Origin of the sequence: Dolichospermum sp. FACHB-1091, from assembly GCF_014697585.1 — a bacterium.
In the GTDB taxonomy this organism is placed as follows: domain Bacteria; phylum Cyanobacteriota; class Cyanobacteriia; order Cyanobacteriales; family Nostocaceae; genus Dolichospermum.
On sequence record NZ_JACJSB010000018.1, the window covers coordinates 72307 to 95343 of the forward strand.

The 23037-nt window shown below is 36.4% G+C and carries 22 protein-coding genes and 2 pseudogenes; 21 read left to right on the forward strand and 3 right to left on the reverse strand.

Annotated features, from left to right (window positions below; translation table 11 throughout):
* Positions 1–122: 122 nt before the first annotated feature.
* Both H6G25_RS13130 and H6G25_RS13135 read left to right on the forward strand, forming a co-directional pair.
* Positions 123–716: a Uma2 family endonuclease gene (locus H6G25_RS13130; protein ID WP_190392850.1), complete on the forward strand. Its 594-nt coding sequence runs from the start codon at positions 123–125 to the stop codon at positions 714–716.
* A gap of 443 nt (positions 717–1159) precedes the next feature.
* The gene (locus H6G25_RS13135; protein ID WP_190392851.1) at positions 1160–2278 is read left to right on the forward strand and encodes a DRTGG domain-containing protein; all 1119 of its coding nucleotides are present in this window, start codon (positions 1160–1162) and stop codon (positions 2276–2278) included.
* Positions 2279–2963: 685 nt separating this feature from the next.
* Here the strand turns inward: H6G25_RS13135 and H6G25_RS21205 are convergent.
* A pseudogene (locus H6G25_RS21205) lies at positions 2964–3380 on the reverse strand (Ycf66 family protein); the annotation flags it as partial.
* Between the two features lie 408 nt (positions 3381–3788).
* Here H6G25_RS21205 and gndA point away from each other — a divergent pair.
* The 7 genes and pseudogenes from gndA (at position 3789) to H6G25_RS13175 (ending at position 11712) form a co-directional block, all read left to right on the forward strand.
* Positions 3789–5219 carry an NADP-dependent phosphogluconate dehydrogenase gene (gndA, locus tag H6G25_RS13145; protein ID WP_137909302.1) on the forward strand — a complete coding sequence of 477 codons (1431 nt, stop codon included), beginning with the start codon at positions 3789–3791 and terminating at the stop codon, positions 5217–5219.
* Between the two features lie 215 nt (positions 5220–5434).
* On the forward strand, positions 5435–6871 hold the full coding sequence (locus tag H6G25_RS13150; protein WP_190392853.1) for an AAA family ATPase: 1437 nt from the start codon (positions 5435–5437) through the stop codon (positions 6869–6871).
* The gene (locus tag H6G25_RS13155; protein ID WP_190392854.1) at positions 6868–7884 is read left to right on the forward strand and encodes a DUF4435 domain-containing protein; all 1017 of its coding nucleotides are present in this window, start codon (positions 6868–6870) and stop codon (positions 7882–7884) included. The genes H6G25_RS13150 and H6G25_RS13155 overlap by 4 nt, the downstream gene beginning before the upstream one ends.
* Positions 7885–8063: 179 nt before the next feature.
* Positions 8064–8393: pseudogene (locus H6G25_RS21540) on the forward strand (Uma2 family endonuclease); the annotation flags it as partial.
* A 118-nt stretch (positions 8394–8511) separates the two neighbouring features.
* Positions 8512–8742: a Uma2 family endonuclease gene (locus H6G25_RS21545; protein ID WP_347239182.1), complete on the forward strand. Its 231-nt coding sequence runs from the start codon at positions 8512–8514 to the stop codon at positions 8740–8742.
* Between the two features lie 489 nt (positions 8743–9231).
* On the forward strand, positions 9232–10206 hold the full coding sequence (locus H6G25_RS13170) for a cysteine synthase A (protein WP_190392856.1): 975 nt from the start codon (positions 9232–9234) through the stop codon (positions 10204–10206).
* 246 nt (positions 10207–10452) lie between these two features.
* Entirely contained in the window at positions 10453–11712 is a 1260-nt protein-coding gene (locus H6G25_RS13175) for a VCBS repeat-containing protein (RefSeq protein WP_190392857.1), read from the forward strand.
* 539 nt (positions 11713–12251) lie between these two features.
* Here the strand turns inward: H6G25_RS13175 and lepA are convergent.
* Positions 12252–14063, reverse strand: coding sequence for a translation elongation factor 4 (gene lepA, locus H6G25_RS13180; protein ID WP_190392858.1), 1812 nt, complete (start codon positions 14061–14063; stop codon positions 12252–12254).
* A 331-nt stretch (positions 14064–14394) separates the two neighbouring features.
* Here lepA and H6G25_RS13185 point away from each other — a divergent pair, with 331 nt between their 5' ends.
* Entirely contained in the window at positions 14395–14631 is a 237-nt protein-coding gene (locus tag H6G25_RS13185) for a hypothetical protein (RefSeq protein ID WP_028091518.1), read from the forward strand.
* A gap of 551 nt (positions 14632–15182) precedes the next feature.
* Here H6G25_RS13185 and H6G25_RS13190 read toward each other — a convergent pair.
* Positions 15183–15431 carry a TIGR02450 family Trp-rich protein gene (locus tag H6G25_RS13190; RefSeq protein WP_190392859.1) on the reverse strand — a complete coding sequence of 83 codons (249 nt, stop codon included), beginning with the start codon at positions 15429–15431 and terminating at the stop codon, positions 15183–15185.
* A 585-nt stretch (positions 15432–16016) separates the two neighbouring features.
* On the opposite strand from H6G25_RS13190, the gene bchL reads away from it, so the two are divergent.
* The 11 genes from bchL (at position 16017) to H6G25_RS13245 (ending at position 23027) form a co-directional block, all read left to right on the forward strand.
* Positions 16017–16883: a ferredoxin:protochlorophyllide reductase (ATP-dependent) iron-sulfur ATP-binding protein gene (gene bchL, locus H6G25_RS13195; protein ID WP_347239181.1), complete on the forward strand. Its 867-nt coding sequence runs from the start codon at positions 16017–16019 to the stop codon at positions 16881–16883.
* Between the two features lie 26 nt (positions 16884–16909).
* Positions 16910–17614: a DUF5331 domain-containing protein gene (locus H6G25_RS13200; RefSeq protein ID WP_190392861.1), complete on the forward strand. Its 705-nt coding sequence runs from the start codon at positions 16910–16912 to the stop codon at positions 17612–17614.
* A 149-nt stretch (positions 17615–17763) separates the two neighbouring features.
* Positions 17764–19167, forward strand: a complete 1404-nt coding sequence (locus tag H6G25_RS13205; RefSeq protein ID WP_028091516.1) for a ferredoxin:protochlorophyllide reductase (ATP-dependent) subunit N — start codon at positions 17764–17766, stop codon at positions 19165–19167.
* A 151-nt stretch (positions 19168–19318) separates the two neighbouring features.
* A complete protein-coding gene (locus H6G25_RS13210) occupies positions 19319–19540 on the forward strand; it encodes a hypothetical protein (protein WP_028091515.1) in 222 nt (73 codons plus the stop codon).
* Positions 19537–19821 carry a type II toxin-antitoxin system mRNA interferase toxin, RelE/StbE family gene (locus H6G25_RS13215; RefSeq protein ID WP_190392862.1) on the forward strand — a complete coding sequence of 95 codons (285 nt, stop codon included), beginning with the start codon at positions 19537–19539 and terminating at the stop codon, positions 19819–19821. The genes H6G25_RS13210 and H6G25_RS13215 overlap by 4 nt, the downstream gene beginning before the upstream one ends.
* A gap of 123 nt (positions 19822–19944) precedes the next feature.
* On the forward strand, positions 19945–20820 hold the full coding sequence (locus tag H6G25_RS13220) for a glycosyltransferase (protein ID WP_190392863.1): 876 nt from the start codon (positions 19945–19947) through the stop codon (positions 20818–20820).
* Positions 20821–21415: 595 nt separating this feature from the next.
* Positions 21416–21748 carry a hypothetical protein gene (locus tag H6G25_RS13225; protein ID WP_190392864.1) on the forward strand — a complete coding sequence of 111 codons (333 nt, stop codon included), beginning with the start codon at positions 21416–21418 and terminating at the stop codon, positions 21746–21748.
* Positions 21717–21965 carry a hypothetical protein gene (locus H6G25_RS13230; RefSeq protein ID WP_027400717.1) on the forward strand — a complete coding sequence of 83 codons (249 nt, stop codon included), beginning with the start codon at positions 21717–21719 and terminating at the stop codon, positions 21963–21965. Before H6G25_RS13225 ends, H6G25_RS13230 begins: the two co-directional genes overlap by 32 nt.
* Positions 21966–21982: 17 nt before the next feature.
* On the forward strand, positions 21983–22459 hold the full coding sequence (locus H6G25_RS13235; protein WP_190392865.1) for a DUF29 domain-containing protein: 477 nt from the start codon (positions 21983–21985) through the stop codon (positions 22457–22459).
* An 84-nt stretch (positions 22460–22543) separates the two neighbouring features.
* Positions 22544–22795: a hypothetical protein gene (locus H6G25_RS13240; protein ID WP_028091509.1), complete on the forward strand. Its 252-nt coding sequence runs from the start codon at positions 22544–22546 to the stop codon at positions 22793–22795.
* Positions 22776–23027 (forward strand): type II toxin-antitoxin system YoeB family toxin, encoded by a 252-nt coding sequence (locus H6G25_RS13245; protein ID WP_190392873.1) that lies wholly within the window; start codon positions 22776–22778, stop codon positions 23025–23027. Before H6G25_RS13240 ends, H6G25_RS13245 begins: the two co-directional genes overlap by 20 nt.
* Positions 23028–23037 lie beyond the last annotated feature (10 nt).

Consider the following 23037-nt stretch of genomic DNA (forward strand, 5'->3'; position numbering starts at 1 on the left):
TTTGCAGTGCTGTAAGTAGTTCGCAGCATAACAGATACACCACCGAAATATTCACCTCACCTGAGAATTATCACCCGACCATGAGTTATAATCAAGATTAAAGTCATAACCATAAAATTACTATGACTATCCAAACCTTAGACAAAACCACCACAATTTCCGAACAGCAATTTCTTCTACCCGGCCATTACACCTGGGAGGAATTTGAAAAAATAGAAACCTTAACCGCAGACGCAGCAGGTTTGCGGATAACTTATCTTGATGGGTACATCGAATTTATGACGCTGAGTGAACAACATGAAACTATTAGCAGTGTAATTGCTATATTCTTAGCATTATACTTTTTTGAAAAAGGCATAAACTTTATTCCAGTAGGTAGTGCTACTCGTCGCGCAAAAGAAAAAAGTGCTTCCTTTGAACCTGATGAATCTTATTACATCGGAGAAAAAAAGGAAAATCCAGATTTAGCAATTGAAATTAATATTACCAGTGGCAGTATTGATAAACTTGAAAAATACAAACGGTTTAATATTACCGAAGTCTGGTTTTGGGAAAATAATCAATTGTCTTTATATCATCTCAAAAATGATAATTATGAACAAATTAATCAAAGTGAATTATTGCCAGATTTAGATATAGATTTATTGGCGAGTTGTGTTTTAATGCCTTCCATTATTGATGCAAGAACAGCATTTATTAAAGGTATTAAAAAGTAGTAGTTTGTAGTTTGGGTTGACCCAAGGAAACCCAACAATACCCACCATTAATAACCCTAAATCCAAACATTTGAACACTTTTACTGAGGCTTTAGAATCCTTTAGAACTGCTATTTCTTTTCGTTTTTTTGAATGGTAGACTGTTAATCGTGACGTATTTGCCGCTCACAAAGCGAGTTTCGGCTTTATTCGGGCTTGATTTTTCTTGAAGTCCCACTATATATGTTCATGGATAGATTGACAACACAAATAAAATAAAGTGTTGTTCAGTTTGGACAATCAAAATCGCTACAATAGCTACCACGGCTAGACTTATTCCCATTTAATTTTTAAAATTGAGACGATTAGGATTGAATCAAGCTATTTACCTGCCGCCAGAAAGAACTAAAATTAGTAAGACACCTAGCTGAGTTGTACAAACTTTTGAAATTAGGAGTGCATACGTGCCAACACTTGCTAAATACTTGCTGGTTGGATCAGTTGAAGCTTACAGTGGCAAATCTGCAACGGTTTTAGGTTTGTCTCATCAGCTAAAACTTCATGGGTTGGATATCGCTTATGGTAAGCCTTTGGGTAATTTTGTCAAGACACCAACAGGAACAGTAGTTGAGGAAGATGTCCAGTTTATTACTCATAACCTGAACCTTCCAGACAACCGTATTGCTCCCACCTTATTGTCTTTAGATGAAATTACCGTCCAGAAACGCTTACAGGGAGAAGACACAACCAACTATCAACAGTTACTAGTAGAGAAGTATTCACAAATACCAAAGAACAATTTGGTCTTATTAGAAGGACCTGCAAACTTATCAGAAGGAAATTTATTTGGATTATCCTTACTGGAACTAGCAGAAAAATTAGATGCTCCTGTACTCTTAATTAGCCGTTATCAATCACTAACTTCTATTGAAGGGTTGTTGTCTGCTAAACAGCGATTGGGTAAACGGTTAGTGGGTGTCGTGATTAATGAAGTACCTGAAGAAAAATCAGAGTTAGTACAAACCCTGTTGCGTCCATTCTTGGAAAAACAGGATATTCCTGTACTAGCAACATTACCCAAAAGCGATATCCTTCGCAGTGTGAGTGTAGGCGAATTAGTCAAGCAGTTAAACGCTGAAGTTCTCTGTCGAAGCGATCGCCTAGATTTATTAGTCCAAAGTCTAGCCATTGGGGCAATGAATGTCAACTCTGCTGTGAAATACTTCCGCAAACGTCAGAATATGGCGGTAGTGACTGGGGGAGACCGAGTTGAAATTCAACAAGCAGCCTTAGAAACATCTACTCAATGTCTGATTCTGACTGGACAACTACCACCTCCTGCATTTATCCTCAACCGGGCCGAAGAGTTAGAAATCCCGATTTTATCCGTAGATCTGGATACTCTCACCACGGTAGAAATCATTGACCGTACCTTTGGTCAAGTTCGCGTCCATGAACCAATTAAAATAGAGTGTATTCGCTCTCTTATGTCTGAGCATTTTGATATTGACCGTTTATTATCCCAATTGGGATTTAATCCCGTAGGAACAAACCCCCCGTGGTTACCCCTTTGCGGGGATTAGCTACGTGTAAAAACGTAGGGGCAACCCCCCCCATGGTTGCCCTTTTTCGGGAATTAGATACGTAGAAAAACGTAGGGGCAAACCCCCCGTGGTTGCCCGTAAATCCCCTCAATTACTCCTCCTCTGGTTTATTGAATGGGATTTTTTCTGGCAACACTTCCCCGTCTGGTTTAACTTCCTCAACGTTCATAGCAGGCTTTTGTGTTGCTTCTGTGGTTAATAATTCCGATGTCACAGAATTTGGGGAACTTACTTTTAGTTCACTGGTAACATCCCTAGTTTCTGCTTCTAAAACAAACACCTCAGTCTGAACTATCTCTATCACAGTTTCAGTTTCCGCTGCTATCGGTGATTCTGAAACAAATACCTCAATTTGAGTTATTGATAGATTTTGAGTTTCTGCTGTCACAGGTGCTTCTGTTGTCGGAATTACCTGTTCTTCTTGGGGCTGAATAACTGGTGCTGTTGGCGCTAGTTCTACCGTTTCTAAAACGGGTGATGGAGAAAAAGTCTCCTCTGATAAACCTTCAGTTACAATTGCTGGAGTGACATTTAGCGACTCATCTGGTAAACCTTCAGTTACAATTGCTGGAGTGACATTTAGCGACTCATCTGGTAATTTTGACGGTTGAGTTGCTTGAGTTGTACCTGTCTGTAAAATCTGTTCAGTAGTTTTGACAACTGGCTGTTGATTCACAGTCTGTGGTAGCTTTCCTTTTGCACCACTAAACACACTACCAATGAAACCAGATAATTGTCGAAATTTCTCTTTCACAGAAAACTTTGACATTTGTTCTTGAAAACTAATTTTAATTAGCTCAGGACTGGGTAAAGGAGTTTGCTGTCCTTCGGGGGCTAACTGTCTCCGTAATGAGAGAGTTTCTGCCACAAACCATACCAACAGTGCCACACTAGCTATATGACCCAGTAACAGCCCTCCAGTAATTCCAGGTGCAAAAATCCAGAGTACCAAAGCATAGAATAGCCCAACCCCACTCCAGATAAAATCATTCTGGCGATGGATTTCTGGAAAAAAGAAAGCTGATAGGTAAATGGCTAAACTACCAAAAGCGACTACCAACGCTATAAAATAGGCCAGCATTTTTTAAAACTCCTTACTATTTCATGAAAGAAAGGGAACAGGGAACTCTTAACAGGGAACTCTTGACAGGGAACTCTTAACAGGGAACTCTTGACAGGGAAAAGATAATAAAGAAAATAGGGGATAGGATAATAGGATAAGGATATTTAATTTTTATTGCCTCTTGCCTCTTGCCTATCCTTCCGCTATGTATTTTAATTTTGCAAACTTCGTCACTAATTTGTCACTAATTTGTTGACTGAGATACAAAATGAAAATAATTATTCATATTGGTCGTAATTTTGGGAAATTCTTGAGAAACTCTTAATATCTTCTTTAGGAGTGAAGCGAAAATCTCGGACTACCCTTAAAGAGAAAGGATCTGCAAGACAAAGAGCCAAACCCAAACAAAAGATTTGAACACAAACTATGACACTACAAAGCTTTGGTGTGATTGGATTAGCTGTTATGGGCGAAAATATCGCTCTTAACGTTGAAAGAAATGGCTTTCCAATTGCAGTTTACAACCGCTCTCGTGAAAAAACCGATGCCTTTATGGCCTATCGCGCCCAAGGACGGAACGTTAGGGCTGCTTTTAGCCTAGAACAATTTGTCGCCTCATTGGAACGTCCTCGGAAAATTTTGGTGATGGTACAAGCTGGTAAGCCTGTTGATGCGGTAATTCAACAGCTTAAGCCTTTACTACAAGAGGGCGATATCATTATTGACGGTGGTAATTCTTGGTTTGAAGATACAGAAAGACGCACTCAAGAATTAGAACCCACTGGTTTACGTTATATTGGTATGGGTGTGAGTGGTGGTGAAGAAGGTGCTTTAAATGGTCCTTCTCTCATGCCCGGTGGAACAAAAAGCTCCTATGAGTATCTATCCCCGATTTTCAATAAAATCGCGGCTCAAGTTGATGATGGTCCTTGTGTCACTTACATTGGTCCTGGTGGTTCTGGACATTATGTAAAAATGGTTCACAATGGTATTGAGTACGGTGATATGCAGTTAATTGCAGAAGCCTACGATTTACTAAAAAATGTGGCTGGTTTAAATGCAGCACAACTCCATGAGGTATTTTCTCAATGGAATACAACGGACGAACTCAATTCATTTTTGATTGAGATTACAGCGAATATTTTCCCCTACGTTGACCCAGAAACCAAGATTCCCCTCGTTGATTTAATTGTTGACGCTGCGGGTCAAAAAGGTACTGGTCGTTGGACTGTACAAACTGCTTTAGAATTGGGTGTAGCGATTCCGACAATTACAGCAGCGGTAAATGCCCGGATTCTCTCTTCTATTAGAGATGAACGCATTGCTGCTTCTAAGATTATCACTGGACCTAATGCTAAGTATGGTGGTGATATTGCAGCTTTTGTGAACATGGTGCGTGATGCTCTTTATTGTTCCAAAATCTGTTCTTATGCTCAAGGTATGGCACTGTTGTCTACAGCTTCTAAAACCTACAATTGGGAATTAAATCTGGGCGAAATGGCGCGGATTTGGAAAGGTGGTTGTATTATTCGGGCTGGCTTCTTGAATAAAATTAAGAAAGCATTTGACGAAAATCCAGCTTTACCTAACTTGTTGTTAGCGCCTGAGTTTAAGCAAACAATTCTGGATAGACAAGCTGCTTGGCGTGAAGTAATTGTGACTGCGGCTAAGTTGGGTATTCCTGTTCCAGCTTTTAGTGCTTCTTTAGATTACTTCGATAGTTACCGCCGCGATCGCTTGCCACAAAACTTAACTCAAGCACAACGGGACTATTTCGGCGCTCACACCTACAAACGGACTGACAAGGAAGGAACTTTCCACACTGAGTGGGTTCCCATTGCTGAAGCTAAGAAGTAAGATACTTTTAGTTAAGGTTTCACTTTAATTCTTGCTGTTTATTTCGGCAAAATTGTCTATAGGGCGGGGTTTCTCCGCCCTTAATTGTAAGATTGATTAAGATGCTATTGACTTTAGTTCAAAAGTTATGCTACAGTCACTGAAGAAATATCATGCCAATAATAATAATATTGTCAGTAAAAATAAAAAAATAATCTCATAAATATAAAAAAGCTATGTATATACGAAAAATTGAAATTAAGAATTTGTGGGGAAATGATTTTTTATGGACACTCAATGAAGACGTAAATGTTTTGATTGGTAAAAATGGTTCAGGGAAATCAACAATACTACGAATGCTTCATGAAGCAGTATTGCCTGTTGAAGATAGCAAACTGAATTTTAGGTTATTTGACCCCATTGATGAAATAATTATTGAGTTAGAAAATGATATTGTCGTCAGAGTTAATAGTGAAAATAGAAGTATAACGGCAAATAAAGAAATTACTAATTATAAACTGAATATAAACTTTATTAATACTTTCGACGTTGTTGAAACCAGATTAAACCCAGATACCACATTACTTGACTACCAACTTAATAAATTAAAATACGAGTTTGTTACTTATCAAAGAGATTTATCTAATCAAGTAGAAGAAGCATTTAAAATAGATGATAAAACAACAAGAAGAAATAAATTAGATAAAATTGAATCTATCTATGAAACTAAAAATGTATTCACTAAGATATTAACTGAACTATTTAGTGATACAGAAAAAAAGTTTGATGAAAAGGAATTTAATTTTTTAAAGGAAGGAATACAAACACCAATATTACCAGAAAATCTGTCATCTGGGGAAAAACAGATGTTGATTATCTTATTAACAACATTACTTCAAGACGGGAAAGATTATATATTATTAATGGATGAACCAGAAATATCCCTGCATATTTATTGGCAAAGGAGTTTAATCTCAAATATAAGACAGATAAATCCAAATTGTCAAATTATTATAATAACGCATTCACCAACTGCCTATTATCAACAGTGGATTGAAAAAGTTACAAGAATAGAAGATATTCAGTCAATTTCAGATTTAGTAACAGAAAGTACCATTTTAAAAGAAAAAACAGATCAATTAGGACAGCGTGTACAAGAAATAAAAAATATTTTTGGCAGCTTTTCGGGGTACAAGTCACGCAAACTTTATCAATTTAATCGCAAAATTAATGAATATACTTTATTTACAAAAGATGAGTGCCTTCAATTGTTGGATTTCCTAAAAGAAAACATGATTGATCCTGATGTCATCACATTTACTACTCTTATTTCCAAACTCACTAATTATCAAGATGCAAAAGAAATTTTTGATTTAATGGCAGCAGAAACTTATAGTAAATTATCTCATGTCAAGCCTAATGATATAACTCTTAATACTTTGATCAAAAAAGTCAGTGGAGTTGAAGAAGGTATTGAACTTATTCACAACATAAATGAAAACATGGAATTGCGTCCTGATATTATCACTTTTAGCACATTGCTTGGGAAGGCAAGAAATATGGATGAGATTACATTTCTTGAAGATGCACGAACTTATTATGGAATTAAAGCAAATAATATATACTTAAATAAATTAGCTTTTAAGGGGTTTCAGGGAGGAAAGTATTCATGAAATATCAAGATTATGAAGATATTGCCAACAGAATGAAAGAAGATGCTTTTCATGCAAATTGTAATATATCTGTATTAGTTGAAGATATTTATGATGAAGAATTTTGGAGACTTATTATTGAAAATACTAAACCGAACTTAAGAAATAAAATTTATTTTCCATCATATATGAATAAACAAGGAACACGGGGAAAACCTATTTTGAAAAACTTTAAAAATTTTGTGGACGAAAAATTTATTATTTGCATTGATAGTGATTGTGAATATTTGTATGATCAAGATGTATGGTATATCGCTGACTTTATTTACCATACAGTTGTTTATAGTAAAGAGAACTTTCAGTGCAATTATTTTTCATTAAATGAAATATGCAAAAGTTTAACTACTAAAAACTATGATTTTCAAAGTTTATTGGAAAATATTTCTCGAATAGTTTCCCCTTTGTTTTACGTTTGGTTATATTTTAAAGAAATTAAATACAATGATTTTGATCATCTGATAAATAACCAAGCATTTGCAACAGTTTTAAATTTTGAAGATTCTCAATTTAATAGTATTCGAGACGATAATATATTATTTCAAAGTATTCAAGATAAAGTCAACGATATTTTAGAAAAACTAAAAAATGTCATGGATGATGGTTGGTATGACTCAATTATTATAGACGGTATTCCTAATATACAAAATCGGTTAATAGAACAATACTCAATACGTCCAGAAGATACTTTATCATTTTGCTGTGGACATAGTGTACTCGACAATTTTGTTGAACCCTTTATGAAAAAACTTATTACAATATTAAAGAATCTAAAAATACAAGAGGTAAAACAGGCTTTAAGTGACGACAAAAATATTGAAGATAAAATTATTAGTATCGAAAAAATGGCTAACCAGGATATTAAGACAAAGTTAAATAATAGTTTTATCTATCTTGTTTATAATAGCCAAAGTAAACAGATGGAAGAAATTAAACAAAAACTAGCTAGAGAAATTAACTATTACCTCTCGGCGTAAATACGCCTACCATTCAAGACTGCAAATGATGATTGTTTCAAGGTTCATAATGGTGGGTTTATTTACGCCATGCTGTACTAGTGCAATCACGACTCCACAGGAATTGATTTTTGGAAGTAAAATATCTAATATATTCCCTAGTTTTATCCATCTCAATTAAAATCCAAATAGAGGTGACAATGGTTTTACAATTAGTCAGACACCAATTTACAGTTAAGCAATTTCACCAAATGGCTGAAGCTGGTATTTTGTCAGAAAATGAGCGAGTGGAATTAATTCGGGGGGAAATGATAGATATGTCACCTATTGGCAGAAGACACGCTGGTTGTGTCAATAGATTAGTTAATTTCCTGATTCAGCTTCTGGGAAAGCAAATAGTGCTTGCACCTCAAAATCCCGTAGAATTAGATGAAACTTCTGAACCCCAACCAGATATAGCATTATTAAAACCACGTCCAGATTTTTATAGAAATTCACACCCCCAACCAGAAGATATATTTTTGTTAATAGCAGGACTTACGCAAAATATCTCTCAAACCCTCTTTTCTTCGTTTTCTTCGTTCCTATCCCTGACGGGACGCTCCGCGAACGTGGTTCATTATTCCGTGACTTGTGCGTAAGTCCTAAATAGAAGTTGCCGATACAACGGTAAAATATGATCGGGAAGTAAAAATTCCTTTATATGCAGAAGCAAATATTCCTGAAGTTTGGTTATTAGATGTTAATCAAGAGGTTATAGAAGTATATCGAAATCCTCTTCAGGGAGTTTATCAAGATGTACAGAAGTTAGTAAAAAATCAAGTTTTATCAATTTTAGCTTTTCCTGATGTGCATATTAATGTGAGTGAAATATTTTAATAATCATCCCCATAAAACGAGTGATTAAAAACCTTGATTTAGATTAGTTTGTCTGTGTCCGTGTTGCGAAGCAACCGAAAATGTTACACAATCTTATATTCATTCGCGCAGCTTAAAGGGTGACAAGATAGCTAAACAGCTTGTTGATATCTGACGCACCCTACCAATGTGCCAGTTGCGTAAGTCCTGGTTGATTTAAAGAATGATGGCTTTATCGGAATGTGGTAAGACCGTCAAGACTTAGGTAATGCTAATTGGGTACGGAATTTCCGAGAAAACGAGTGGTCAGAAAACCATGACTAGGGCTATGATTATAGCACAAATAATGATTTTCTAAAAAATTAATGAAATTAGGAAAATATGATAATGCACATCAGTTGACCTCTTTCCCTTTGCATCTTGATCACCTCTGGGTGAGATAAATTTATACTTTTATTCAGCAACACTAAATGTCAAAATTTAATCAGGAAAAATTTATTTAGACTCAACATGGATATCAAAAATGGATTTGTCGGTACAATTGGGAACACACCACTAATTCGTTTAAACAGTTTTAGTGAAGAAACAGATTGTGAAATCTTGGCCAAAGCGGAATTTCTTAACCCTGGTGGTTCTGTCAAAGATCGGGCTGCACTTTACATCATCGAAGATGCAGAAAAAAAAGGACTACTTAATCCCGGTGGCACAGTAGTAGAAGGAACTGCTGGAAATACGGGAATTGGATTGGCGCACATCTGCAATGTCAAAGGTTACAAATGTTTGATTATTATTCCCAATACCCAATCTCAAGAAAAAATAGATGCTTTAACTACATTGGGTGCGGAAGTTCGTCCTGTTCCTGCTGTACCTTACAAAGATCCTAATAATTACGTCAAACTATCTGGTAGAATTGCGGCAGAAATGGAAAACGCAATTTGGGCTAATCAGTTTGATAATTTAGCTAATCGTGTCGCCCATTATGAAACCACAGGTAGAGAGATTTGGCAACAGACTGATGGTAAAATAGACGGTTGGGTAGCAGCGACTGGTACTGGTGGTACTTATGCTGGTGTCGCCATGTACCTAAAAGAGCAAAATCCCGGCATTAAATGTGTTGTTGCTGATCCTCTGGGTAGTGGACTATATAGCTATATCAAAACTGGGGAAATCAAAATAGAAGGTAATTCTATTACTGAAGGTATCGGTAATAGCAGAATTACAGCTAATATGAAAGGCGTACCTATTGATGATGCGATCCAAATTGATGATTCAGAAGCCTTGCGAGTTGTTTATCAACTATTAAGAAAAGATGGTTTATTAATGGGTGGTTCAACGGGAATTAATGTCGCTGCGGCTGTGGCTTTGGCTAAACAATTGGGACCTGGACATACTATTGTTACTATCTTGTGTGACAGTGGTTCTCGCTATCAATCACGGATATTTAATAGTGAATGGTTAGCAAGCAAAGGATTGGTGGTTAATTAGGAGTTTTTTACCTATCGCCACTATGGGGTGGCGATGGTCATTTAAACTCTGATTTCTCCGTGATATCTGTGTCTGAAGTGGTTCGTTATTCCCAGACTCGTGTATAAGTCCTATATTGATGAATATTATTAAAATGTCCATAAATAATGACATTCAAGAAAATTAATTAAGCAAATGTTTGTTGTTTACAGAATCTTCATCAAAAGCAAATTAAAAATTGATATTAATTACTCATAAAAACACATCATGCCTGATCAATTATCTTTAGATACAAGCACTTATGGATTACAAGCTCAAAATGAGCCAGCATCACCACTAAGCAGCGATTTAAATCCGTCATCTTTTACTGGTAAAAGTTCCAATCCTTCAGCACAAGCAGATCCATTATTACCAACAAGTCCATTAGATCAATTTCCAACAAGTCCATTAGATCAATTACCAGTTGGTAGTGCTAACCCTAATCCTAATCCTTATTTAACTAGTGCAGCCATTGTTCCTGATTTTAATGGTGATGGTAAAACAGATAAACTTTGGGTTAATGTCCAAACTGGTGAAATTATAGTTCGCCTGATGGATGGTACAAAGATTCAAGAACAGGGATCTTTGGGTAAATATGACTTAACCGCTTATGATTACAAATTTGCCGATTTCAATGGTGATAATAAGACAGATTTCTTATTACGTAATAAGACAACTGGCGAAAATACTCTGGTGCTAATGGATGGGGTTAAAGTTGCTAATGTAGTTGCTTTAGACAAAGTTGATCCCAATTGGACTGCTAGTATTGGCGATTTCAATGCCGATCGCAAAACTGATATTTTCTGGCACAATGCACAAACAGGCCAAAATGCTATCTGGAATATGGACGGTACAAAAGTTCTGAGTGCAACTGTTATAGAGACTACTGATCCATTATTAACTGCCAGCATTGTGGATTTTGATGGTAATGGTAAGAGTGATATCTTCTGGCGTAATGCAACAACTGGCGAGAATAGTGTTTGGTTTATGGACGGAACTCAAGCAACTAAGTACACTTTGCAATCACAGGACGCTTCTTGGACTTATAAACTTGGCGATTTCAATGGTGACTACAAAACCGATATTCTCTGGACTAACTCACAAACGGGTGAGAACAAGGTTTGGAATATGAATGGCATTATAGTCACAGAAGGTAATCTCAAAACCTTTGACTCAAATTGGACATCCAGCATTGCGGATTTCAATGGTGATGGCAAAACTGATATCTTCTGGCACAATAAGACAACCGGCGAAAACACTGCTTGGTTGATGGATGGTACAGCCGTGAGTTCTGAAGCCTTCCTACCCAGTAATAGCCCAAGTTTGACACCATCTTTTGGTGATTTCAATGGTGATGGTAAGACTGATGTTTACTGGCGTGATCAACAAACAGGTGCTGATACTATCTGGACTATGGATGGTACAAAAGCTACGGAAACTCCTGTTGCTGATGCAGATAAGCTGACTCCAGAATGGTATACAGGTTGATTTGGTAATTGGTAATTGATCTATTATTAACAGGACTTACGCAACTGGCACATTGGTAGGGTGCGTCAGATATCAACAATCTGTTTATTTGCAGGATTTATGCAGTAGTAAAGCACCCTACAACAGATTTTTGGTGTGACACTTGCGTAAGTCCTAATTACAGCGAATTTCAGGTAAATGAACCACGGTTTTTGTTTCGCGCAATCTCTCTTAGAGATCCCGAAGGGTAGGCGCAAAGTAGGAAAGACGCAAAGGAAGAAGGTAATCAAAGTTTGGTTTAAATCGCCGAAAACTGCTGTAAGTTACTAAGATTTCCTGAATTTATATTAAGCGATCGCTATCCATGATTTACGGAGTGCGATCGCTTTTTTGTGGCAGGTTCTATTTTCTCATCAGTAGAAGATATTGACAAACAATTTTAAATAAGTTAAAATTTCTACAAAGAGGAAGAACTATCTTTGGTTAATTTTCAAAGTGAAATCGCCTGTATTCACTTAGATTACAGGCGAGATGGCATGAATAGGACAAAAATCTGGAAATTAGGTTTTATCCAGCTTTAAAACAGCCATAAAAGCCTCCTGGGGTACATCAACTGTACCGACAGCCTTCATCCGTTTTTTGCCTTTGGCTTGCTTTTGTAACAGTTTCTTTTTCCGGCTGATGTCGCCACCATAGCATTTAGCGAGGACATCTTTCCGCATGGCCGGGATATGTTCACTAGCAATGACTTTAGCTCCAATGGATGCTTGAATGGGGACTTTGAATTGATGACGGGGAATGAGTTCTTTCAGTTTTTCCGCCATTGCTCTCCCGACATTATAAGCTTTATCTCGGTGGACAATCATGGCTAAAGAATCTACTGGATCACCGTTAATCATAATATCCAATTTTACCAGGGGATTTTCCCGATAACCAATCAGATGATATTCCATACTGGCGTAACCGCGAGAACGGGATTTCATTTGATCAAAAAAGTCGGTGACAACTTCCGCTAAGGGCAATTCATAGGTGAGTGTAGTCCGTCCTTGGGTAAGATATTTCATATCTTTGAAAATTCCCCGACGGTTCTGTGACAACTCCATTAATGAACCGACGTAGATTTCTGGAGTAATCATTTCTACTTGGACGTAGGGTTCTTCAATTCTCTCCCGTTCATTGGGGCTGGGTAAACGACTGGGATTATCAATGTATAACTCCTCACCTTTGTTGGTGACGACTTTGTACACCACTGAAGGCGCGGTAATGATTAAATCTAGATTATACTCCCGTTCTAGGCGTTCCTGGACGATTTCCATGTGTAGTAATCCCAAAAACCCGCACCGGAAACCAAAACCCATGGCGCTAGAGGTTTCTGGTTCATACTGTAACGCAGCATCATTCAGTTCTAATTTTTCTAAAGCTTCCCGTAGGTCTTCAAACTGATCTGCGTCTATGGGAAACATACCACAAAATACCATGGGATTAGCTTCTGCATAACCCGGTAGAGCTTCTGCGGCTTTGTTTTTACATAGGGTAATAGTATCTCCTACTCTAGCATCAGCTACAGCTTTAATTGCCGCGCCTAAATACCCCACTTCTCCAGCATGAAGTTCTTCTACTTGTTTTTGAGTGGGCGCGAGAATACCTAACTCATCAATGACATATTCCTTACCTGATGCCATTAAGTAAATGCGATCGCCTTTTTTGACAGTTCCATCCATAACCCGGAAGTAAACAATTACACCTCTGTAACTGTCGTAGTAACTATCAAAAATTAACGCCCGGAGACTTTCATTAATAGTATTAGCTGGTGGGGGAACTCGTTCGACAATTGCTTCTAATATTTCAGGAATACCAATTCCTTCCTTAGCAGAGGCTAAAATCGCCTCACTACAGTCTAAACCAATAATTTCTTCAATTTCCCCAATTACTCGCTCTGGTTCAGCCCCTGGTAAATCAATTTTATTTAAAACCGGGATAATTTCTAGATTACTATCTAGGGCTAAATAGACATTGGCTAAGGTTTGTGCTTCTACACCTTGGGACGCATCTACAACCAGTAATGCCCCTTCACAAGCAACTAGAGAACGGGACACTTCATAGGAAAAGTCCACATGACCAGGAGTGTCAATTAAATTGAGAACATACTGCTGACCATCTTTAGCAGTATAATTCATCCGGGCAGCTTGCAGCTTAATTGTAATGCCGCGCTCCCGTTCCAAATCCATGTTATCCAGAAACTGCTCTTTCATCTGTCTATCTTCTACAGTACCAGTGGCCTGTAGTAAACGATCAGCGAGAGTTGATTTTCCGTGGTCAATGTGAGCAATAATACAAAAATTGCGAATGCGATCTGCGGGAACGTCAGTCATATACCATTTTTGCCCTCAAGCAAACCAAAGTGAAACTATTTACTTCATGTATTTTAACTCAAGTTGCTAGTTATCTAGTTGAGACTGGTAATAGGTAATGGGTAATTGGTGATAAAATCCCTGTTTTCAGGCTGTTTATCTTTTAATCTTTAGTTTTGGACATTCCGATTCTGAGACCGCGCCTAACTAACAACTTAAGTTATTATGTTAAATCTATTTATAGCTCCTAGCGATGCTGACTTAGCAGCTTACAATTAAATAGGCACAGATTATAAATATCATAACTGATTGATCACGGTTTCAAGAAAAAAAATTCACAGTATTTAAGCCCATGAATATGCAAGAACAGCCTAAAAATACAGATACCGGACGCGCTGATAAAAAAGAAATCGCGCTCCATTTAGATCCTGAATTAATAGAACAAATTCAACATCTCACTAATGATCCCAGTAAAGTGATTGAGGTAGCTATCCGTCAGTGGCTAAGAGGTGATTTTAACAGAGATGATGAGTTAACACGTACCCCCGTCCGCACACCTATTCCCCCTCGCGGTGAATGGAATGATTAGAACTACTGGGTCAAATTTAACGCCTTGAATGTCAGAAAAGTCAAAAATCCACCATTCAAAAACGTAAATGTCAAAGTTTATGGAAAAATGCAAGTAGTTGTAGTATCAGCACAATAGAAAGTAGTTTTTTACCCTTTGTCTATCCAACTCGATTAATAACTATTATTGCCAATATCCAATTTCCGAACTTAATTGCGCCAAATTTGGAATTTAAACCTCTAAGTACAGATGGTTTATTCCTAACTCTGGGAGCGGAGTTGGTTTACACAGAAGCTAGTTCTGGTCGGTATCTAAATTTTCATTGATATCACGTACAATACTGAGGTTGTGATACTCAGAGAATATTTGATTTCCTGAATGAGAATCATAGCTTTACTCTGGTAGATAGAATTGTTTATCTAGAACATTTACACCAGATTTTCAGCAGTTCTGTACCAGAAAGAGTGAAATGTCGGTTTAAATGCAATATTGAATTATTCGAGTTGGAATTGACAATTACGCATAATGAGAATTATCTAACGCCACAGCTTAATTGCTCTTAATTGCTAAAATTATTTGCTGTCAATGGAGTTAATTTCTTGTAAAGTTTGCCACCCAGCGCACCATTGGGAGTTGTCCTGTAATAATTTAGCATTTAACCAAAAGCGGACTTGAGGATCACAGGCTGCTACCATTTCCGCATATACCCACTTACCCTGATTTTTGCGGTTAACAACCTGAAAATGTCTCCAACCATCAACTTTCTGTTGTGCAGTCCATTTAGAACCAACTAAGTAAGGAAATTTTTGTTTTTTAGTCATTGGTCGGTTGTTAGTGGTCAGTTGTTAAGTTTTATATCAGATATTTCCTAATTTAATAAATATTTACTAATCCAGGGTTAATGCTGAATAAGAGGGAAGTCACCCTTGTAAATATCTCTTCACTTTCAATTTTCTTCAGCTTTCAGATCCCCTAATTACCCTGATTTTAACATTCTGCCTTTATTTGCAACTTATTGCTGACAATAGGATTTTCCTAGCATACACGGTAAATTCCCCCAATATGATCAATTGGGATCATGATAAGCAGAGACTATGGAATCAATCAAGTTTTAGATAGGATATTTTTTTTGTCTTTTAAAACTACTTTTATAAAAAAAGTAAATAAAAATACTATTTTTAAGATTTTTAGGGTATTTTATGGTAATTAGGTGCTAATTTTATCGAAAAATCTTAAATTTTCATCATTAAACGTCCTATATCAATATTTTTTAAATTACAACCCCCTTTCCTTTCTGGAGAATTTGCACAATAATGGCACTTACATACCTCACACATTCCTGAATATGGATGCGGGTAAATGTTTGAGTTAAGAGTTTGTCAAAAAACTATAAGAGAGGCACAAAAGTGAAACTAGCAGTTTACGGAAAAGGTGGAATCGGCAAATCTACAACCAGTTGTAATATTTCTGTAGCCCTAGCTAAACGCGGTAAAAAAGTGCTACAAATTGGCTGTGATCCTAAACATGACAGCACCTTTACCTTGACAGGGTTTTTGATTCCCACCATTATTGACACCCTGCAAGAAAAAGATTATCACTACGAAGATGTTTGGCCAGAGGATGTAATTTACAAAGGCTATGGTGGTGTTGATTGCGTTGAAGCAGGTGGTCCTCCAGCCGGTGCTGGTTGTGGTGGCTATGTAGTTGGGGAAACAGTTAAATTATTAAAAGAACTTAATGCTTTTGATGAGTACGATGTAATTTTATTTGACGTACTTGGTGATGTTGTTTGTGGTGGCTTTGCAGCACCTTTAAATTATGCAGATTACTGTTTAATTGTTACAGATAATGGCTTTGATGCCTTATTTGCTGCTAACCGGATTGCTGCGTCGGTACGGGAAAAAGCCCGCACTCACCCATTGCGTCTAGCGGGGTTAATTGGTAATCGGACTTCTAAGCGTGATTTAATTGAGAAATATATAGAAGCCGTACCCATGCCTGTTTTGGAGGTATTACCTTTAATTGAAGATATCCGGGTTTCCCGTGTTAAAGGCAAAACCCTGTTTGAAATGGCCGAGTCAGATCCTTCTCTTGCTTACGTTTGCGATTATTACCTGAATATAGCTGATCAAATTCTCGCCCAACCAGAAGGTGTTGTTCCTAACGACTCTCCTGACCGTGAACTGTTTTCTCTATTATCGGATTTTTATCTCAATCCTGTAAAAGTACAAACCGCAAATCCTGAAGAGGAACTAGACTTGATGATTGTCTAAAATATCTTACCTCTCAGAATGGGCATATGGCTTTTTTTGATAGTTTTACAGATTCACTCAAACAAAAGTGGTTGCAATTCTTTCAAGCAAATCGTGAATGGATTACTCTGCTAATGACTGTTGAATCAGTTTACACCCCTGACGGCGGCAAACGACCGTCTTCTTACCTCATTCTGGGAGTCATCAATGCTCTAGAACCGAAATTGGCTGGGTTAATGTTTCCCTTTGCTAAACTCAATCCAGATGTGGATACTTTGATTGAAGTTCTGGGTTTGAATTTTGACTCAGATATTGTCCTTGGTAATCGTCTTAGTCCCAGTTTAGAACAAGAGATATATTCCCGTCACCCGGCGGTGGTCATGGAACATATCTCTGAACCGGAAATTGCTCAGGAGTCAGAAGCAATATCCAGTGGAAAAACCATGGATAATTTCGGTAATGTCTCCCTTCCCCCTGGTTCTAATTCGACGGGTACAAGCGATAACCGTGAGTTTAATGCCCCCGCTTCAGTTAATAGCAATGTTTTGAATGGGATAAATTTATCCGTAGATAATTCCTTTGATGAACTAAATACATCAGCAAAAAACCGGTTTGATGATGTAGTATCGGACATCTGGGGTGATAAAAAATCTTTGCACCAGGGCGAAGAAAATAACAATTTGTTAATAGAAGAACTGCCATCTGAAGTATTTAATGAATCCGAAATGGCTCGTCTTTTTCCTGACAATTAATTATTGAAAGCGGGTGATAAAAGTCAAAAGGCAGAAGCCAACAGTTATTAATTAAATAAAATTAAACTTTGACTTTTGACTTTTGACTTAATTTTTGATCCTTAATTATCTGTTCGACAATCTGAAAAAATTAAAAGGAGAATATTAAAATGACCGTTGCTCAACAGCCAGAAGCTTTGAATTTTGAATGTGAAACTGGAAATTATCACACTTTTTGTCCGATTAGTTGTGTGGCTTGGCTATATCAAAAAATTGAAGATAGTTTCTTTTTAGTTATTGGCACAAAAACCTGCGGTTACTTCCTGCAAAATGCCATGGGGGTGATGATTTTTGCTGAACCTCGCTATGCTATGGCTGAATTAGAAGAAGGGGATATTTCCGCACAATTGAATGATTATGAAGAATTAAAACGATTATGTCAGCAAATTAAACGCGATCGCAATCCCAGTGTAATTGTCTGGATTGGTACTTGCACTACGGAAATTATTAAAACCGATTTAGAAGGTTTAGCACCTAAATTAGAAGCGGAAATTGGTATTCCTATTGTTGTCGCTCGTGCTAACGGACTCGACTACGCATTTACCCAAGGAGAGGACACTGTGTTAGCCGCTATGGCTCATCGTTGTCCTGAAAAGTCTCCCATATCGGAAACTGAAAAAGGCGAGCGTAACGCCATTCAGAAGCTGATGAATTTCGGTAAGAAAAAAGAAGATGTAGCCCAAGATGAATCTGAGTACGTAAATCATCCGCCTTTGGTACTTTTTGGCTCTTTACCTGACCCAGTAGTTACCCAATTAACCTTAGAACTGAAAAAACAAGGTATCAAAGTTTCTGGCTGGCTACCCGCAAAACGGTTTACAGAATTACCTGTGATTGAAGAAGGGTATTATGTCGCTGGTGTCAATCCTTTCCTCAGTCGGACTGCGACAACTTTAATGCGTCGCCGCAAGTGTAAACTCATAGGCGCACCATTCCCCATTGGTCCTGACGGAACACGAGCATGGGTAGAAAAAATCTGCTCTGTATTTGGAATTACCCCCCAGGGTTTAGATGCAAGAGAAGCGCAAATGTGGGAAAATTTAGAAGAATACGTGCAATTAATTCGCGGTAAATCTGTATTTTTCATGGGTGATAATTTATTAGAAATTTCCCTAGCCCGGTTCTTAGTTCGTTGTGGTATGACTGTTCAAGAAATCGGGATTCCTTACATGGATAAACGCTATCAAGCTGCGGAATTAGCTTTGTTAGAAAAGACTTGTCAGGAAATGGGTTCACCTTTACCAACTATTGTTGAAAAGCCAGATAATTACAATCAAGTCCAACGAATTTATGAGTTAAAACCAGATTTGGTAATTACTGGTATGGCTCATGCTAATCCTCTGGAAGCACGAGGTATTAATACTAAGTGGTCTGTGGAGTTTACCTTTGCTCAAATTCACGGTTTTGGTAATGCGCGTGATGTTTTGGAGTTGGTAACTCGTCCTTTAAGAAGGAATAATAATTTGAAGGATTTGGGTTGGGATAAGTTGGTAAGAGAAGAAGCGAAGATTTAGGTTTTTTCAGAAATATTCAGGACGGGCTTTTGAGTTCGTCCTTTTTTTATGAAATAACGAACCGCAGAGGCACAGAGGACACAGAGGAAGAGAAGATGAATGTTATAATTTTGGTAGGTTGTTTTTTAAGTGCAGTGGTTAGGGGTTGATTATGAATAAAACTATATCTTTTCAAGAGGTAATTGAATATGTGGAAAATCTTTCTCAAGAAGATCAGGATTTTTTAGTAGAATTAATTAAGAAAAGGAAGATTGAAAAACGTCGTTTAGAAATCGCTAAGAATGCAGAGCAAACTTTAGCCGCTTTGTCAGCAGGTACAGCTAAAAAAGGTACTGTGGCAGATTTATTAGCTGATATCATGGAAGAAGAATGAAAACATTAGTTTGGGATAGTAGTTTTAAAAGAGCCTTGAAGCGAATTATTAGGAAAAATCCCCAATTGCAGGAGAGAATTTCTGAAGTATTAGAATTACTAGCATCTGATTATCTCAATCCTGTTTTAAAGTCTCATAAATTAAGTGGTCAGTTAGATGGTTTATGGGCTTGTTCTGTAGCGTATGATTGTCGAATTATCTATACATTAAAACAAGATTCAGATACACAAGAAGAAATGATTGTGGTAATTGATATCGGTAATCATGATGAGGTTTATTAAAAGTATTAGTAGTATCTGTAGGGTGCGTTAGCAAAGCCGTAACGCACCATTAATCAAGTTTACGGTGTTTTTTTCAGGCTATTTAACTTCATGAAATAATTACAATACATTAGTTTTAAAATTATGACTTTAATCAGCAAATTCAATTATCAACCCAAAAAGAAAGCTAATTTAATCGCACCAATAAATATTAAGCCATCAGATATATCAATAGTTATACCTGTAAGGGATAATCAAAAAGGAATTGATTTATTTTTGTATAATTTTTTTAAGTACCACAATTTAGAACTTTATCCTAGAGAGATTATTATTATTGATAATCTCTCGAAAAAGGGAATTACTATCAATAAACAATTTCAAGCTAAGGGTATTAAAATTATTTTATTGAAATGCTCAAAAATGGGACCTGCGTCCGCAAGAAATTTAGGTATTCAACATTCCAAAGGTGATTGGGTTCTATTTACAGATAGCGACTGTATCCCTTCAAAATCATGGATTTTAGGATATATTAATTCAATGAATGGCTGTATTGGATATGCAGGAAATGTTAAATCATGGGGAAATGATTTTTTATCAAAATATTATGAAACACAAGAAATTTTAGTGCCTTTAAAGGTAATTGAACAGCAAGGATATGCAAGACCAGAGTATTTAATTACTGCTAATTCAATGGTTTGGAAAGCAGCTATTGAAAAAATAGGCTACTTTAATGAAAATATTAATATTGCTGCTGGGGAAGATATAGATTTAGGATGGAGATTGTTAGAAATTGGCAATCTTGATTATGCGTTTAATTCTGTTATTTATCATAATTTTGATGATGGTGTTATTGGCTTTTGTCGAAGATTTATTAGATATGGAAAAGGTAATAAAATTATCAGCAAAATGTATGAAGTTGACTTAAAACCTAAAGTTTTTCAACCTAATAAATTGAGTTTTATAAATCAATTTTTGTCTAAATTACAGTATATTTGTATGTTATGGGGATACATAACCTAAATGCAAAACTTGAGGATGTTTTAAAAGTCAGATGTAGGTTGGGTTGACAAAACCCAACAATAAATTATATGCTGCTGTTGGGTTGCGCTGTCGCTTAACCCAACCTACAATTTTGCAAAAGATATAACAAAGAGCGATCGCATCTGGTAAACTAATAATATCTAAAAAAACATGGAGAAGAATTAGCAATTAATACAAGTGTAAGTAAGATACATTTTATAGAGAGAGCTATTAAAGCACAGCGTCCCATTTTTCTAATAGCGTCTGGAAATTATGAAGATTATGAAAGAGAAAATTATGATAATTTATCTGAGTTAGTTATATTCAAAAATGAAAAAATTTACATTATTATAAGTTGTTTTATTCCTTACGGTTGTGAAATTGATCACAGTTATGAACAAAACTATATAGTATATGGAGGTAATTCTAAAATATTCATTGAACCTTACGTTATTCTTAATAATAAACCAGGATTTAAGGAATTTAAAAAAAGTTATTTGACAGTAGGATTTACTAACTGTGAAAAATCTCCATTTGCTCAAATTTTGTTAAACTTAGGAGGTTTTCAATTAATTTAGATTATTTAACTAATTAAATGAGTGGAATAGAGAAGCAACTAACTCTAGACACTAGACATATTGCCAAGCATCTCCCAGACACACCACAAATGCAAAGATTATTGCAGCGAGAAGGGTTTGCTCATGTCTTTAACGATGAAGCAACAATGCTCAGGGTAGCACAAGCCATAATAGAAAATGGCGAGTTCACAGGTATCATTCGTAATCATCAACGATATGGACTCTATTTTGCCAGCGCAATTGGCTATAGAATAGATATTAATGGCAGTCAAATTCCTCTGCATTATGGTGAAATAAAAGTCACTGGAGATAAATATCATGTCATTCCCCGCACCCGACCTAGCCAATAACTGGCAGTTTACAGAAATATGGGTTGACCCTACCTCTGTACCACCCTATATTTTGATGTTGCTTGGTGATGATAAAAATAATTTTTGCATTTTAGATCCTACAGAAAATTACAAAATTATTTTTGCTTGTTCCAGTTATGAAGAAGCAAAACTTTGGCTACTTGAGGATGAATATGAGCGTGTGGAAGGTCGAGTTTTAGCAGAACAGGTAGCTTAACTTATTTGGAGGTATATATGAACCATCAACTCTATGAACAAGATTTTAATCTGTGGCGAGAAACTCTTATTACACAAATCAAAGAAAAACATTTTCATGATATTGATTGGGAACATTTACTATTAGAACTGGATGATATGGGTAAATCGGAAAAACGGTCTTTTTTGAGTAATTTAACAATTTTAATTGCTCACTTACTCAAATTAACTGTTCAATCTGATGCTTCTGAAATGATGAAAGTAAGTTGGTACAGTTCTGTTACTGAACATCGCTTTAGAATTAAAAAAGATTTACAAGAAAATCCTTCTTTTAAAAATTATCTGCATGAGGTAATTTTTATCGCTTATGCTGATGCTAGAAAACTGGCAATTAAGGAAAGTAAAAATGCTAAATTGGGAGTCAGAAAACCAGATGAATCAGAATATCCTCTTGATTTACCTTTTACTTTAGAACAGTTATTAGATGAGGATTTTTATGGAGATATAGTTGAATAGTTGGTTGGTTTGGAGAACATTTTTAACCAGGTAATTCTAAAGGTTGAGAAGGAATAATAAACATTATCAGAGTAATTAAAAATTATGCTCAGTGGAATTAAACAAAAGGCTATTGTCGGTAAAGATGGCAAAATCGAACTATCTACCACTGAATTACCAGCAGGGACAGTTGTAGAAGTTATTATCCTAGTTGAATCACCTATTGAAGAAGATGAAACTACCTATCTTCTCAAATCAGAAGCTAACAAACAACATCTACTCAAAGCTATGGAAAATGTAGACAAAGGCAACCTAATTTATGTTGATTTAGATGAATATGAAAAAAGTAGCATTTGAACCAGAAGCTTTTGAACAATTGGGTGAGTGGGGAAAGGAAGATAAAAAAGTCTTTAAAAAAATCTTGGAATTAATTAAAGATATCCAAGCTGATACTAGAAAGCTGGCAATTAAAGAAAGTAAAAATGCTAAGTTAGGAGTGAGAAAACCAGATGAATCAGAATATCCTCTTGATTTACCTTTTACTTTAGAACAGTTATTAGATGAGGATTTTTATGGAGATATGTTATAATATGTTATAA

Excerpts from the sequence above, each read along its gene's own strand:
- gndA (WP_137909302.1), top strand. The coding sequence starts at position 3,789 with ATGACACTACAAAGCTTTGGTGTGATTGGATTAGCTGTTATGGGCGAA.
- H6G25_RS13230 (WP_027400717.1), top strand. The coding sequence starts at position 21,717 with ATGTCATTCCCCGCACCCGACCTAGCCAATAACTGGCAGTTTACAGAA.
- H6G25_RS13205 (WP_028091516.1), top strand. The coding sequence starts at position 17,764 with ATGACCGTTGCTCAACAGCCAGAAGCTTTGAATTTTGAATGTGAAACT.
- H6G25_RS13215 (WP_190392862.1), top strand. The coding sequence starts at position 19,537 with ATGAAAACATTAGTTTGGGATAGTAGTTTTAAAAGAGCCTTGAAGCGA.
- lepA (WP_190392858.1), bottom strand. The coding sequence starts at position 14,063 with ATGACTGACGTTCCCGCAGATCGCATTCGCAATTTTTGTATTATTGCT.
- H6G25_RS13235 (WP_190392865.1), top strand. The coding sequence starts at position 21,983 with ATGAACCATCAACTCTATGAACAAGATTTTAATCTGTGGCGAGAAACT.
- H6G25_RS13245 (WP_190392873.1), top strand. The coding sequence starts at position 22,776 with ATGAAAAAAGTAGCATTTGAACCAGAAGCTTTTGAACAATTGGGTGAG.
- H6G25_RS13220 (WP_190392863.1), top strand. The coding sequence starts at position 19,945 with ATGACTTTAATCAGCAAATTCAATTATCAACCCAAAAAGAAAGCTAAT.
- H6G25_RS13200 (WP_190392861.1), top strand. The coding sequence starts at position 16,910 with ATGGCTTTTTTTGATAGTTTTACAGATTCACTCAAACAAAAGTGGTTG.
- H6G25_RS13210 (WP_028091515.1), top strand. The coding sequence starts at position 19,319 with ATGAATAAAACTATATCTTTTCAAGAGGTAATTGAATATGTGGAAAAT.
- H6G25_RS13130 (WP_190392850.1), top strand. The coding sequence starts at position 123 with ATGACTATCCAAACCTTAGACAAAACCACCACAATTTCCGAACAGCAA.
- H6G25_RS13155 (WP_190392854.1), top strand. The coding sequence starts at position 6,868 with ATGAAATATCAAGATTATGAAGATATTGCCAACAGAATGAAAGAAGAT.
- H6G25_RS13190 (WP_190392859.1), bottom strand. The coding sequence starts at position 15,431 with ATGACTAAAAAACAAAAATTTCCTTACTTAGTTGGTTCTAAATGGACT.
- H6G25_RS13170 (WP_190392856.1), top strand. The coding sequence starts at position 9,232 with ATGGATATCAAAAATGGATTTGTCGGTACAATTGGGAACACACCACTA.
- H6G25_RS13225 (WP_190392864.1), top strand. The coding sequence starts at position 21,416 with ATGAGTGGAATAGAGAAGCAACTAACTCTAGACACTAGACATATTGCC.
- H6G25_RS13175 (WP_190392857.1), top strand. The coding sequence starts at position 10,453 with ATGCCTGATCAATTATCTTTAGATACAAGCACTTATGGATTACAAGCT.
- H6G25_RS13240 (WP_028091509.1), top strand. The coding sequence starts at position 22,544 with ATGCTCAGTGGAATTAAACAAAAGGCTATTGTCGGTAAAGATGGCAAA.
- H6G25_RS13150 (WP_190392853.1), top strand. The coding sequence starts at position 5,435 with ATGTATATACGAAAAATTGAAATTAAGAATTTGTGGGGAAATGATTTT.
- H6G25_RS13185 (WP_028091518.1), top strand. The coding sequence starts at position 14,395 with ATGAATATGCAAGAACAGCCTAAAAATACAGATACCGGACGCGCTGAT.